Origin of the sequence: Pseudomonas sp. SC11 (assembly GCF_047039205.1) — a bacterium.
Classification (GTDB): Bacteria; Pseudomonadota; Gammaproteobacteria; order Pseudomonadales; family Pseudomonadaceae; genus Aquipseudomonas; species Aquipseudomonas boreofloridensis.
The window spans coordinates 1,776,340-1,789,841 of the sequence record NZ_CP178183.1 but is presented as its reverse complement, the minus strand read 5'-3'; the positions used below and the strand labels follow the sequence as shown (position 1 = coordinate 1,789,841).

Annotated in this window: 13 protein-coding genes and 1 tRNA gene; 9 read left to right on the top strand and 5 right to left on the bottom strand. The window is 62.9% G+C overall.

Annotated features, from left to right (window positions below):
* The first annotated feature begins 88 nt into the window (after nucleotides 1-88).
* From ACK2SD_RS08345 to ACK2SD_RS08325, 5 genes are all read left to right on the top strand, one after another.
* On the top strand, nucleotides 89-1,111 hold the full coding sequence (locus ACK2SD_RS08345) for a LacI family DNA-binding transcriptional regulator (protein WP_412461870.1): 1,023 nt from the start codon (nucleotides 89-91) through the stop codon (nucleotides 1,109-1,111).
* An 83-nt stretch (nucleotides 1,112-1,194) separates the two neighbouring features.
* On the top strand, nucleotides 1,195-1,974 hold the full coding sequence (locus ACK2SD_RS08340; RefSeq protein ID WP_412461869.1) for a sugar phosphate isomerase/epimerase family protein: 780 nt from the start codon (nucleotides 1,195-1,197) through the stop codon (nucleotides 1,972-1,974).
* The gene (locus tag ACK2SD_RS08335; protein ID WP_412461868.1) at nucleotides 1,967-2,917 is read left to right on the top strand and encodes a sugar kinase; all 951 of its coding nucleotides are present in this window, start codon (nucleotides 1,967-1,969) and stop codon (nucleotides 2,915-2,917) included. Before ACK2SD_RS08340 ends, ACK2SD_RS08335 begins: the two co-directional genes overlap by 8 nt.
* A 60-nt stretch (nucleotides 2,918-2,977) precedes the next feature.
* The gene (locus ACK2SD_RS08330) at nucleotides 2,978-4,270 is read left to right on the top strand and encodes an MFS transporter (RefSeq protein ID WP_412461867.1); all 1,293 of its coding nucleotides are present in this window, start codon (nucleotides 2,978-2,980) and stop codon (nucleotides 4,268-4,270) included.
* Nucleotides 4,271-4,278: 8 nt separating this feature from the next.
* Nucleotides 4,279-5,244, top strand: coding sequence for a 2-hydroxyacid dehydrogenase (locus ACK2SD_RS08325; protein ID WP_412461866.1), 966 nt, complete (start codon nucleotides 4,279-4,281; stop codon nucleotides 5,242-5,244).
* A 56-nt stretch (nucleotides 5,245-5,300) separates the two neighbouring features.
* Here ACK2SD_RS08325 and ACK2SD_RS08320 read toward each other — a convergent pair.
* Nucleotides 5,301-5,390: transfer RNA gene (locus tag ACK2SD_RS08320), tRNA-Ser, on the bottom strand.
* Between the two features lie 289 nt (nucleotides 5,391-5,679).
* Between ACK2SD_RS08320 and ACK2SD_RS08315 the strand changes: the two genes are divergently transcribed.
* From ACK2SD_RS08315 to ACK2SD_RS08305, 3 genes are all read left to right on the top strand, one after another.
* Entirely contained in the window at nucleotides 5,680-6,369 is a 690-nt protein-coding gene (locus ACK2SD_RS08315) for a crotonase/enoyl-CoA hydratase family protein (protein ID WP_304483305.1), read from the top strand.
* Nucleotides 6,370-6,471: 102 nt separating this feature from the next.
* Nucleotides 6,472-7,191 (top strand): lysophospholipid acyltransferase family protein, encoded by a 720-nt coding sequence (locus ACK2SD_RS08310; RefSeq protein ID WP_412461865.1) that lies wholly within the window; start codon nucleotides 6,472-6,474, stop codon nucleotides 7,189-7,191.
* Nucleotides 7,192-7,261: 70 nt separating this feature from the next.
* Nucleotides 7,262-8,233 (top strand): magnesium and cobalt transport protein CorA, encoded by a 972-nt coding sequence (locus ACK2SD_RS08305; protein ID WP_039579153.1) that lies wholly within the window; start codon nucleotides 7,262-7,264, stop codon nucleotides 8,231-8,233.
* Between the two features lie 61 nt (nucleotides 8,234-8,294).
* On the opposite strand, the gene ACK2SD_RS08300 is transcribed toward ACK2SD_RS08305, so the two are convergent.
* Nucleotides 8,295-9,023 (bottom strand): amidotransferase, encoded by a 729-nt coding sequence (locus ACK2SD_RS08300; protein ID WP_412461864.1) that lies wholly within the window; start codon nucleotides 9,021-9,023, stop codon nucleotides 8,295-8,297.
* Nucleotides 9,024-9,557: 534 nt separating this feature from the next.
* Between ACK2SD_RS08300 and ACK2SD_RS08295 the strand changes: the two genes are divergently transcribed.
* Complete coding sequence (locus tag ACK2SD_RS08295) at nucleotides 9,558-10,358, top strand: c-type cytochrome (RefSeq protein WP_412461863.1); 801 nt, start codon at nucleotides 9,558-9,560, stop codon at nucleotides 10,356-10,358.
* Nucleotides 10,359-10,391: 33 nt separating this feature from the next.
* On the opposite strand, the gene ACK2SD_RS08290 is transcribed toward ACK2SD_RS08295, so the two are convergent.
* From ACK2SD_RS08290 to ACK2SD_RS08280, 3 genes are all read right to left on the bottom strand, one after another.
* Nucleotides 10,392-10,724, bottom strand: coding sequence for a ribonuclease E inhibitor RraB (locus ACK2SD_RS08290; RefSeq protein WP_029613756.1), 333 nt, complete (start codon nucleotides 10,722-10,724; stop codon nucleotides 10,392-10,394).
* A 186-nt stretch (nucleotides 10,725-10,910) separates the two neighbouring features.
* Nucleotides 10,911-11,147, bottom strand: a complete 237-nt coding sequence (locus ACK2SD_RS08285; protein WP_029613755.1) for a hypothetical protein — start codon at nucleotides 11,145-11,147, stop codon at nucleotides 10,911-10,913.
* 190 nt (nucleotides 11,148-11,337) lie between these two features.
* A complete protein-coding gene (locus ACK2SD_RS08280) occupies nucleotides 11,338-13,416 on the bottom strand; it encodes an LTA synthase family protein (protein ID WP_412461862.1) in 2,079 nt (692 codons plus the stop codon).
* Nucleotides 13,417-13,502 lie beyond the last annotated feature (86 nt).

Sequence of the window (13,502 nt, the reverse complement as noted above, 5' to 3'; positions counted from 1 at the left end):
CTGACCAACGGTAGATTGACGGATGTCTGAACATTTGCTGTATTGAAACCGGTTTCATTCGCCCATTACAACGCCAACAAGGCTCGCAATGACCACACAATCTTCATTGACCCGCCCCCGGGTCACCATCAGCGAAGTGGCGAAAGCCGCCGGTGTGTCCAAAGCCACCGTGTCGCGCTACATCGGCGGCGACCGCCAGTTGCTGGCCGAAGCCACTGCCCAACGCCTGGAAGCCGTGATCCAGCATTTGGGCTACCGCCCCAACCAGATGGCCCGTGGCCTGAAGCGCGGACAGACGCGGCTGATCGGCATGCTGGTCGCGGATATTCTCAACCCCTATTCCGTCGCGGTGATCCATGGCGTGGAAACGGCCTGCCGCCAGCACGGCTACAGCCTGGTGTTGTGCAACACCAACCGTGACGATGAGCAGGAACGTCACCACCTGCAAGCGCTGCAGTCGTACAACGTCGAAGGCCTGATCGTGAATACCCTCGGTCATCAACCCGGCGAATTGCTCGACCTGCACCGTCGCCTGCCCATGGTGCTGGTGGATCGCCAACTGGCGGATCTGCAGGTCGACCTGGTCGGGCTGGACAACACCGATGCCGTCGAGCAGGCCTTGGATCACCTCCAGGCCCAGGGCTACCGCGACATCATTGCCATTGGCGAGCCGCTGGACGGCACCAGTTCGCGTCATGAGCGCGTGCAGGCCTTTACCGCCTCCGTGCAACGACGTGCCAGCGTGCGCGGGCGGGTGCTGAGTCTCGATGCCCATCTGCCGCAGACACTCGAGCAGTGTCTGGCCAACGACGATCACGGTCCCCAGGCCCTGCTCACCTTCAATGGTGTCGCTACGCTGGCCGTGACCCGCGCCCTGCAGGTTGCGGGGCGGGCGCTGGGCGACGACTTGGGCCTGATCGCCATCGACGAACTGGACTGGTGCTCGCTGGTCGGTCCCGGCATCACTGCCTTGGCCCAGCCCACCGAACGCATCGGCGCTGCCGCGTTCGAGTGCCTGCTCGAACGCCTGCGCGGCAGTGAAGCCCAGCCTCGGCGTGTGGATTTCAAAGCGCAGTTGATCGTGCGCGGCTCCACATCCCTCCCCACGTAACGAGGTTGCGACGACAGCACGCAGCACACCGCTGCGACTCAAAATGAAACCGGTTTCATTCGAAGCAGACGAGGACAATAACAATGCAGCCCAATCCTGTTTCCATCAGCCTCTCCAGCTACGGCGCCGACCAGGTCCGCGAGCGTGGCCAGGTCGCTTTTCTCGACGTGCTGGCCAACGCCGGGGTCGACCGCGTCGAACTGCGCGAAGAGTTGTTCACCGAGCCGCCTGATACCGCCCGGCTCAAGGCAGCGGTCGCCAGCCGCGGCCTGGAATGCCTGTATTCAGCGCCCCTGGAGCTGTGGACGCGGCAAGGCCGGCCGGACCCGCAGTTGCCGCAGGCACTGGCCACAGCGCGGGCGCTGGGCGCGGTCGCGCTGAAGGTGTCGCTCGGTCATTTCCGCGCCGAATGCGACCTGGCCGACCTCGGGCCCTGGCTCAAGCCCGGCGATCCGCTGTTGCTGGTCGAGAACGACCAGACCGCGTACGGCGGTCGGCTCGAGGCGCTGCTGAGCTTCTTCCAACGCGCACAGCAGGCCGCACTGCCGGTGGGCATGACGTTCGACATCGGCAACTGGCACTGGCAGGGCGAATCACCTACACACGCGGCGCGTCATCTGGGGGGCTGGGTGCGCTATGTGCACTGCAAGGCGGTGGCGCGCAACCCCGATGGCCGCCTGGTCGCCGTACCGCCGGAGCCGAGCGAGCTGGCAAACTGGCAGCGCTTGTTCACCTGTTTCCCGCCAGGGGTGCCCCGGGCCGTGGAGTATCCCTTGGTCGGTGCCGACCTCACCGACGTGACCCATCTGCACGCCTGCGCACTGGCCCGGCTCGGCACTCACCCGGAGGTGAGCCATGCCTGAGCATGACGTGCTGTGTTTCGGCGAAACCATGGCCATGTTCGTGGCCCAGCAACCGGGCGATCTTGACCAGGTGGAGACCTTCAGCCGGCGTATTGCCGGCGCCGACAGCAATGTCGCGATCGGTCTGGCACGGCTGGGTCTGCGGGTGCGCTGGCTGAGCCGCGTGGGCGACGATGCGTTGGGCCGCTTCGTCCTCGCCAGTCTGCGCCGCGAGGGCCTGGATTGCAGCCAAGTGGCGGTCGATCCGCGTCATCCCACCGGTTTTCAGCTCAAGGCCCGTTGTGATGACGGCAGCGACCCGGCGGTCGAGTACTTCCGCGCGGGTTCGGCGGCGAGCAGGTTATCGGTCGACGATCTGGACGTCGCCTCGACGCAGGCGCGCCATCTGCACGCCACCGGCATCGTTCCGGCCCTGTCCGCCCCTTGTCGGCAGCTGTCACATCGCTTGATCGAGTGCATGCGGGCGGCGGGCGCGAGCATTTCCTTCGATCCCAACCTGCGCCCGTCCCTGTGGCCGGACCGCCAGACCATGGTGCGCGAGATCAACGCCCTGGCGATCAAAGCGCATTGGGTGCTGCCGGGCCTGGAGGAAGGTCGCGTACTGACCGGCTGGAGCACGCCGGCCGATATTGCCGCGTTCTACCTCGACCAAGGTGTCCAGCGCGTCGCGATCAAGCTCGGTGCCGACGGGGCCTATTACCGCGACGCCGCCAGCCAGGGCCTGGTCGCCCCGGTGCCGGTAGCCAAGGTGATCGACACCGTCGGTGCCGGCGATGCCTTCGCCGTCGGCGTGATCAGTGCCCTGCTGGAAGGCCTGCCATTGGCACTGGCGGTGGCCCGTGGCAACTGGTGTGGCAGCCGCGCCGTACAAAGCCTGGGCGACATGGAGGGCCTGCCGCGGCGCGAAGAACTGGCCGCCTATGAGTTGCGCGCCAGCGCCTGATGAACATCGCCGGTGCGCCGGCCCTGCTGAGACAACAACAATTCGCTCAGGAGTTTTTTCATGCACTCGAACAGTCTCGCGCCTCGGCGCTGGTGGTACCTGATTCCCATCGTCTTCATCACTTACAGCCTGGCCTACCTGGACCGCGCCAACTACGGCTTCGCCGCCGCCTCGGGCATGGCCGACGACCTGCACATCACCCCGGCCCTGTCCTCGCTGCTGGGAGCGCTGTTCTTCCTGGGCTACTTCTTCTTCCAGGTGCCCGGTGCGCTCTACGCCCAGAAAGGCAGCGTCAAGAAGCTGATCTTCGTCAGCCTGATCCTCTGGGGCGGCCTGGCGACCCTGACCGGGATGGTCAGCAACGTCTACCTGCTGATCGCCATCCGCTTCCTGCTCGGCGTGGTAGAGGCCGTGGTGATGCCAGCGATGCTGGTGTACCTGTGCCACTGGTTCACGCGCGCCGAGCGCTCACGGGCCAATACCTTCCTGATGCTCGGCAATCCGGTGACCATCCTCTGGATGTCGGTGGTGTCCGGTTACCTGATCAAGCACCTGGACTGGCGCTGGATGTTCATCATCGAAGGCTTGCCGGCGGTGATCTGGGCATTCATCTGGTGGCGCCTGGTGGATGACCGGCCGGCGCAGGCGAGCTGGCTGAGCGAGGCGGATAAAGCCCGACTGGCGCAGGCGTTGGCCAATGAACAGCAGGGGCTGAAACCGGTGAAGAACTACCGTGAGGCCTTCCGTTCGCCGCAGGTGATGATCCTGTCGCTGCAGTATTTCTGCTGGAGCATCGGGGTGTACGGCTTCGTGCTGTGGCTGCCGTCGATCCTCAAGCAGGCCGCCCAGGTGGACATCGTCGAAGCCGGCTGGCTCGCCTCGGTGCCCTACCTGGCGGCCGTGCTGGCGATGGTCGGCGTGTCCTGGGCCTCGGATCGCCTGCAAGTGCGCAAGCGCTTCGTCTGGCCGCCGCTGCTGATCGCGGCTGTGGCGTTCTACGGCTCCTATGCGCTGGGCAGCGAACACTTCTGGCTGTCGTACACGCTGCTGGTCGTTGCGGGCGCGTGCATGTATGCGCCCTATGGGCCGTTTTTCGCCATCGTGCCGGAGATCCTGCCGAGCAATGTCGCCGGTGGCGCCATGGCCCTGATCAACAGCATGGGCGCGCTGGGCTCGTTCGGTGGCTCGTGGTTGGTGGGCTACCTCAACGGCATCACCGGCGGACCAGGCAGTTCGTACTTGTTCATGGCGGCAGCGCTACTGCTCGCCGTAGCGCTGACCGCCTTTCTCAAACCCCCGCACCGCGCCGACTGCAACGCTCAAGGTCCAGCGCAACTGGCGGCCAATCATTAGGAGCTGACATGAACAAACGTGTCGTTGTGTACAAGACGCTGTCCCAGCCGCTGCTCGAGCGTCTGCAGCAGCAGGTGGACGTCACTCAAGTGGACCTCAACGCCTCCGACGGGCTGGCACGTCTGCGCGATGCCCTGCCCGACGCCCACGGTCTGCTCGGTGCCAGCCTACCGTTGGGCAGCGCGCTGCTGGACCTGGCGCCGAATCTGCAAGTGGTATCGAGCATCTCGGTGGGCGTGGACAACTACGATGTCGCAGACCTGACTCGACGCCGGGTAATGCTCACCCACACCCCGGACGTGCTCACCGAAACCACCGCCGACACGGGTTTCGCGCTGATTCTCGCCAGTGCGCGGCGGGTGGTGGAGCTGGCCAACTGGGTGCGCGATGGCCACTGGCACAAGAGCCTGGGACCTGCGCATTTTGGCACCGATGTGCAAGGCAAGACCCTCGGCATCATCGGCATGGGCCGCATCGGCGACGCCCTGGCGCGACGGGCGGCTGCCGGCTTCGGCATGCGCGTGCTGTACCACAGCAACCAACGCAAGCCCGACGCCGAGGCCCGCCACGGCGCCCGCTATCGCAGCCTCGAGGCCTTGCTGGGCGAAGCGGATTTCGTCTGCCTGACCGTACCGTTGAGCGCCAGCACCGAAGGCCTCATCGGCGCCCGGGAACTGGCGCTGATGAAGCCGGAGGCGATCCTGGTGAACATCGCCCGCGGTCGCGTGGTCGATGAAGCGGCGCTGATCGAGGCCCTGCGCAGCGGACGCCTGCGTGGCGCGGGATTGGATGTCTTCGAGCAGGAACCGCTGCCGGCCGACTCGCCGCTGCTGCAGTTGACCAACGTGGTGGCGACTCCGCACATCGGCTCGGCGACCCACGAGACTCGTGAAGCAATGGCCCGCTGCGCGGTGGAGAATCTGCTGGAGGGATTGGCCGGAGAGCGGCCGAGGCATTGGGTGAACCCGTTCTGAGGGTCCAGAAATGCAAAACCCCAGCACATCGTCGATGTGCTGGGGTTGCATGAAAGTGGCGGTGAAGAAGGGATTTGAACCCTTGATACGATTTCTCGTATACACACTTTCCAGGCGTGCTCCTTCGACCACTCGGACACTTCACCGGATCTCTTCAAGCCATTCAGCCTGTCGAGGCGCGCTAATTTAGTAGAAGCGCTTTTCTTTGGCAAGCATTTTTTTCAGAATTTTCATGCGCTTAAGGCTTTCGTCCGGCAAGCGCTCGGGGCCAGGGCAATACGGCCAATCTGACCCGTGCTTTTTTCGCTGCCTTTCAATCGGACCCGACGACACGCGGCCTGCGCCGCGTCGGCTGACCAGACAGTCAGCCAAGGCGCTTTACCTGGCCGGCAGCGCTGGGTAACGTCGTGGCCACGCCACCCAAAGGACTCTGTCATGAGCGAGCTGATTACCTACCATGCCGAAGACGGCATCGCCACCTTGACGCTGAACAATGGCAAGGTCAATGCGATCTCGCCGGACCTGATCACGGCCTTCAATGCGGCCCTGGACCGCGCTGCCGAGGAGCGCGCGGTGGTGATCGTCACCGGCCAACCCGGCATTCTCTCGGGTGGATACGACCTGAAGGTCATGACGGCGGGTCCCAAGGAGGCCATCGGCCTGGTCACCGCTGGCTCCACTCTTTCCCGCCGCCTGCTCTCGCACCCCTTCCCGGTGATCGTCGCCTGCCCCGGCAATGCCGTGGCCAAAGGCGCGTTCCTGCTGCTCTCGGCCGACTACCGGATTGGCGTCGAAGGCCCGTTCAAGATTTGCCTGAACGAAGTGCAGATCGGCATGACCATGCACCACGCGGGCATCGAGCTGGCGCGCGACCGCCTGACCCGCTCGAGCTTCCAGCGCTCGGTGAACAACGCCGAAGTGTTCGATCCGCACGCCGCCGTGGTCGCCGGCTTCCTCGACAAGGTGGTGCCGGCCGAACAGCTCCAGCAGGCAGCGCTCGCGGCAGCGCACGAACTGAAGAAGCTCAATATGCTGGCCCACAAGAACACCAAGCTGAAGGTGCGCAAGGCGTTGCTGGCGAAATTGGACGAGGCGATCCAAGCCGACCAGCATCACATGGGCTGACACGCCTGGGCCCGGGCTCACCGGTGGTCAGCGCTGCCGGTGTTTGCCCCAGCCAGTGCACGGTCGTACACTGCACCGCGACTGTCTGGTGTGAGTCGTATCATGCTCTATCTGCTTCGCATGCTTGTGCTGGGCCTGCACTTCCTGCTGGTCGGCGCCGTGGGTCTGCTCATCGGCCTGTGCCGCCCCTTCAACCCGGATAACAGCCGCCTCTTTGCCCGCTTCTACAGTGTGCCGGCCGCTTGGTTCATGCGTCTCCAGGTCAAGGCCGAAGTCGGGCCGTTGTGGGATCAGCCGCCCGGCTGCGTCATCGTCGCCAACCATCAATCCAACTACGACCTGTTCATCCTCGGGCAAGTGGTGCCGCGACGCACCGTGGCCATCGGCAAGAAGACCCTGGGTTGGATTCCCCTGTTCGGCCAGTTGTTCTGGCTCGGCGGCAACGTGCTGGTGGATCGAAAGAATGCCTACCAGGCGCGCAAGGCGCTGCAGACCACGACGCGTATCCTGCGCGACGGCACCTCGATCTGGATTTTCCCCGAAGGCACGCGCAACCCGTCCGAACAGCTGCTGGCGTTCAAGAAAGGCGCCTTTCACATGGCCTTGGAAGCCGGCGTGCCCATCGTGCCCGTGTGCGTCAGCCGCTACACGCAGCGCCTGAACCTGAACAGTTGGCGACGACGGACGGTGATCGTCCGCTCGCTGCCGCCAATTGCCACGCGAGGGCTCAGCCAACAGGACTTGCCCGCCTTGATGGAACAGTGCCGCACGCAGATGCAGCAGTGCATCGATCACATGGAGCAGGAACTGCCCACGCGCTGAGCGCGCTGCTTGCCGTTCGCCGCGACTCAGCCCAAGCTGTCGCAACAGTCAACCGAACAAGCAGGCAGCCATGGGTCGAGTCGTTGCAGCGGCGGTGTACAGCGCCGGCAGAAAGGTCACCAACATCAGCCTCGACGAAGGCAGCGAATGGGCGAACAAACCCGGTCATTTCGTCTGGATTGGCCTGGAGGAACCCAGTGCCCAGGAACTGGCCAACCTGCAGCGCCAGTTCGGCCTGCATGAACTGGCCATCGAGGACGCGCTGGAAAAGCACAGCCGCCCGAAGCTGGAGACCTTCGGCGACGCGTTGTTCATCGTCACCTATTCGCCGGTGCGCCATGAAGGTCGCCTGGAATTCATCGAGACCCACATCTTCGCCGGCAAGGGTTATGTCATCACCTGCCGCAATGGTCACTCCAAATCCTATGCCTTGGTGCGCCAGCGCTGCGAAGCGCGACCCTTGCTGCTCGAACACGGCGAGGACTTCGTGCTGTACGCCCTGCTCGACTTCGTCACCGAGAACTACCAGCCGGTCAGCGAGGCGATCCACAGCGAGATCGAAGCACTGGAGCAGAGCGTGCTCAGTGGCTCGCTGCAGGAACAGGACATCCGCCGCCTGCACAGCCTGCGTCGTGACATCCTGCGCATGCGACGTTACGTGGCGCCGATGGTGGAAATTGGCGAAGAGCTGCAGCGCCTGAGCTTTCCCTTCATCGACAAGAACATGCGCCCGTACTTTCGGGACGTACAGATTCACGTCACCCGACAGATGGAAGACCTGGTCGGCATCCGCGACATCGCCAGCCAGACCATCGAGATCGGCATGCTGCTTGAGTCCTCACGGCAGAGCATCGTGCAGCGCAAGTTCGCTGCCTGGGCGGCGATTCTCGCCTTCCCTACGGCCATTGCCGGTATCTATGGGATGAACTTCCAGAACATGCCGGAGTTGGGTTGGCACTACGGTTATTTCCTGGTGCTGGGCGTGATCGCTGCCGGCTGCACCGGGCTGTTCGCCAGCTTCAAGCGCTCAGGCTGGTTGTGACGGTCCGCGAAGCACAGCGCCCAATTCGGGCGCTGGCTTCGGTGAGCTTTTTCGTCTGAAGTCAGGCCGCGCTTTGTTTGCGGGGATGCTGGATGAAGCGCAGCATCCACTCGCCCACCAGGTCACCTTGATGGTCGGTGCTCAGGCTCGCTACGGCCTGGTTGTAGACTTCATCGCCCAAGCGATCCTGACGCGCATCGAGCAATGCACGCGAGTAGTCGTGGACGAATTCCGGATGGCCCTGGAAGCACAGGACTTGGTCACCCACGTGGTAAGCGGCATTGGGGCAGAAATCGCTGGAGGCGATCAGCGTTGCGCCTTCGGGCAGTTGCGTCACCTGGTCCTGGTGGCTGATCAACAGGGTGAGTTCACTGACCTGCGGATCCATCCACGGCGCTTGGGCGGCCAGACGGTAGCGGTGGATACCCAGCCCCCAGCCGCGATCGGCACGCTCGGCCTTCCCTCCGAGCACCAGCGCCAGCAGCTGATGGCCGAAACAGACGCCCAGCAACTTTTCGCCGCGCTCGTAGAGTTTCAGCAAGTAGGCCTTGAGCGTTTGAATCCAGGGATCGGAACCGAACGAGTCGGCCTTGCTGCCGGTCACAAGATAGGCGTCGAAGGTTTCGCCTTCCGGAGGGTATTCACCGTTCATCACGTTGTAGACGCAGAATTGCGCTGCGATCGGCTGACGCGAGAACAGCTGCTCGAACATCCTTCCATAGCCCTGGTACTGCGCCGTCAACTCCGGTCGCAGGACATCGGTTTCAAGGATGCAGATGCGTAACGACATAGGGATAGTCCTGAACGACAAGGGTAGAAATCAACGCTAGAGACTGCCGCGAAAGCCACGTACAAGCAAGAGGTGTGCACTGACGAACGGTAGGGAAGCAACGTTCTCTCGAGGGCTCACTTGAAGGCGTCTAGTCCAAGCATGACAGCGATCTGGCCAATGGCCTCATAATGTCAGGGAATGCAGGCGTCTTACGTTAGAACAAAGGGTTCTGAAACACGGGTGACAATCGCCCTACTTTTGGGTGTAGACACGTGTAACAGGGCAGCAACAGGCAAGCAGCAAATGGCGTTGTGCACGCCATCGTGATCGACCCGACGCGACAAGGAAGCCAAGGGTTATTCAGGAATAACAACAAGAAGGCGGTCCGCCATGTTCAGACACTCGAAAGTACGCCAAGCGGGACTCATACTTTTCGCCACCACCTTGCTGCTGATCCTTCCCAACCTGACGCGTCTGTTCGGTTGATGCAAGGCTGGCGCCATCAGGCCGGGCAACGGTAACCTGCCGACCCTCATGGGTTGGAGAAACGTCGTGCGCCACTGTCTGGGCTTGTTCATTTTGCTGATCAGCGCGCCGTTGGCGGCCGCGCAACTGACACTGGACCTGGGGAATGGTCAGCGTCAGTGGCAGACCGAGCAATTGTTGAAGCACCCGCAAGCTCGAGCGATCGACATTCCAGAGGACGTGGCCTACAAGCGAGGGATGCGCTACCGTGCCGTGCCCTTGGCAAGCCTGCTCGAGGGCGTCGACGAAGACGATCATCTGCAGGCCGTAGCGCTGGATGGATTCGCCGCGGAAATGCCGGCTGGCCCTTTACTGCAACCCGGCCCGGCGCGGGCCTGGGTGGCAGTGGAAGACCCGCATCAACCATGGCCGGGCCTGAAACCAGGCAAGCCAAGTGCAGGTCCCTTCTATCTGGTGTGGACTGATCCAGCTGCCAGCGCCATTCGCCCTGAACAATGGCCCTATCAGATAGCCAGCATCCGTCGGCTGGCGCCCGTCTCCGAGCGCTTCCCTGCCCTGCTTCCTGCGGCTGAACTGTCGGCCGAAGACCCTGTGCGGCGGGGTTTTGCGCTGTTTCAGCAAAACTGCCTGGCCTGCCACCGCCTCAACGGCGCAGGCGACGCGCAGTTCGGACCTGACCTCAATGTGCCACACAACCCCACTGAATATTTCCAGCCCGGCTATTTGCGCCAATACTTGCGTGACCCACAGAGCCTCAGGCACTGGCCGCAGGCGCGCATGCCTGGATTCCCGGAGACGGTATTGAGTGATCAGGAACTGGACGCGCTGATCGGCTATCTGGCGCATATGGCCGGACGTCGACGCTGAGCGATGAGGGGGCCAATCCATGGCCCCGCCGGTTCAGGCTACACAGCGTTCCTGCCGAACGCCCCAGCCCTCGACTTCGCCGCCCAAGGGCGAAATCACCGCCTCGAAGGCTTGCTCGAACGCCCCGATACCACGATGGGTGGCGAACATTACTTTGCTCAGTTCCAGGTGCCAGGCTCCATCGTCACGCTCATGCACCTGGGCATTGATCGACTCCCCGCGAAACTGTCCGGCAGCCTGACGCGCACCGTCCTCGTCCGGGAACGTGGCATAGAACTCGATGGGATGAATCTGGGTGAAGTCGAACCCGCCCGCCTTCATCTGGCGGAGTACGCTGCTGCTGATGTCATCGTTCTGGCTGCTCATGAATCGTCCTCCTGAAAAACCAAGGGATAGACTTTCCGTGCATTGACGCGCCCGCGCGGGCGCGCAGGTTAGGTGACTGGCAGTTCGAGCTGATGCAGCGGTGGAGGTGATAGGCACCGACTCGAAGTGAACCGGCGCCTGTGTGCAGAGTAGTACGTCGTGCGGTGCCCAGCCAGGGCGTTGTGATCAGGACGCTTCGAGAATCGTGTGAATGGTCACCCCATGCTGTTCCTTGAGCAGCTCGAGCGTTGGGGTGGGATTACGGTCCTCGAAATCATTGAGGTCGAGCCGCTTCGTCACAGGGAACCATTTTGAAAGAATCTCGTGCGCCGCAGCCTCGAAGCTAGGCTCGCGCTCGCTGGCAAAACGCAAACTCTGCTTCACACCTTTCTGGTCGAGAAAGATGACTTCCCATTCTTTCATTGATAGATCCTCGCTCGAAGCACAACGTGGGTGACATCTGTTAATAGCTGACCATGGGGCTAGGGCGTTGTTCAGAAAGGCTGGCGCTGTGGCATGAAGATTTTTTCAGGATCCAATACGCCCCCTATGAGCCTGGGTGCCAAATGAAAAGCCCGCCGATAAACGGCGGGCTCGATGATACCGCTGGCAATTACTGCGGCTTGCCGTGAACCACGCCAGCCGTGTTGTCCAGCAGGCTCTTGGTGGCCGTCTGGATGAAGGCTTCGAGCTTCTGGAGCATCTCCGGCTGGTCCGGGCTTTCGATCAGCTCGGCCTTGAATTCGCGACCCAGCTGATAGCGATACATGCGCGGGGACATGTCCTTGGACTCGATGAGCAAACGATCGCCCTGCACCAGCCCCACTATCTGCTCGCTGCCCGAGGGTTTGATCATGCCCACGCCTTGATCGCCAGCGGGCAGGTTCAGCAGGTCACGGCCCCAGCACTGATGGCGGGTTTCGCCACCCAGGCGGCCCATGATGGTCGGTACGATGTCGACCTGAGTGCCGACCGTGTGACTGACCGCACCGAACTTCTCCTGGATACCCGGCGCGATCAACAGCAACGGCACGTTGAAACGACCCAGGTCGAACTCGGTGATCTGCTGGTTGTTGCCGAAACCGTGATCGCCGACGATCACGAACAGAGTGTCCTTGAAGTACGGCTCCTTGCGCGCCTTCTCGAAGAACTGGCCAAGTGCCCAGTCGGAGTAGCGCATGGCAGTCAGGTGCTCATCCAGACGCCCCTGACCAGTGACCTTTTCCACCGGCAGGTTTGCCGGCAAGGCATACGGCGTGTGGTTGGAAAGCGTCTGTAGCAGGGCGTAGAACGGCTTCTTGCCGTAATTGTGCGACAGCTCCTGATTGGCGCGATCGAACATGTCCTGGTCGGACACACCCCACGTCGGATCGGAGAACACCGGATTGACGAAGTCGTTGCGGCCGATGAAGGTAGTCATGCCCTGGTTGCCGAAGAAACCGGACTGGTTGTCCCAGGCGAAATCGCCGTTGTAGACGTAGACATCGTCATAGTCGCGGGCACTGAGCAGCGCCGGCAGACCGGACAGCTTGTGCCCGCCTTCAGGCGTCTGCATCAGGTACTCGAAGCCCGGCAGGTTGGGGAAGCACGCCATGGTGGCGAACATGCCTTGATGGGTGTGGGTGCCATTGGAGAAGAAGCGGTCGAACAACAACCCCTCCTTGGCCAGCTTGTCGAAATACGGTGTGATGTTGTTCGGACTGCCCAGCGCGCCGACGGAGTGGCCGGCGAAGCTCTCCATCAGGATCACGACCACGTTCTTGATCGGCAAGGTGTTCTCGGCCGGCGGCCGGAAGTCCCGGCGCACGGCCGCCTGGTCGGCATCGACCAGCGTGTCGTTGGGCGTCAGCAGCATGTTGCGCACGGTCTGCTGGGCCACCTGGGTATCCAGGACCGGCTTCCAGATATTGGCGCGGTCCTCCCCGTAACGGCTCTTCGCCGCATCGATCAATGTCAGGGTGCCATTGAGGCCCAACTGGTTGACGAAGTTCGAGTCGGTGGTGAACGCATCGCCCCAGCGCATCGGCGGACCTTGACGCAGCGTGCCGCGTGCCGCGACCACCGCCACCAGCAGCAGTACCATGAACACGGCCAGACGCCCGTACCAGGGTGCCACGCGACGCGCTCCGGCCACCTGCGCCGTGCTGCCGCTGCCCCGGGTGAGGCGGTCGATACCTTTGAACAGCAAGCTCAGCAGCCAGGTGCCGAACAGCCAGGCCAACAGGTAGCGCACCACCGGGAAGCCGTACCAGAGCATGCTCATGACGGTCTTGGGGTCTTCCTGGATGTACTGGAAGACCAGACCGTTCAGGCGCTGGTGGAACTCACGGTAGAAGTCCAGCTCCATCAGCCCGAGGAACATCACCACACTGGAACTGACCGTCAGCCAGAAACGGAACAGCCCGCGGCGTGCCATGGCCCATGGGCTGAGGGTCGCCAGCAGCAGCGGAATGCTCAGGTACACCACGACCCGCAGGTCGAAGCGCAAGCCGTTGACGAAGCCTTCGGCAACCGTAGCCGCCGGGGTATCGCCGATCAGGTCGCTGTTGTAGATCAGCAGCGCCAGGCGCACCAGGCTGAGCATCAGCATGATCAGCAGACCACTGAGCAAGGTGTAGGCAAGGTGCGATTTGACGGTCGGTGCGAACGGTGCCGACGTGGCCCGTGGCTTCAAGGCATCCGAATTGGCCATGAATGGGAGGATCCTAGGGTTTCAGGGAGTGGGAGAAGGCACTGGCGCGCCTTTTTCAGGCCCGTGCCGGTCGATTGCCGGCAGGG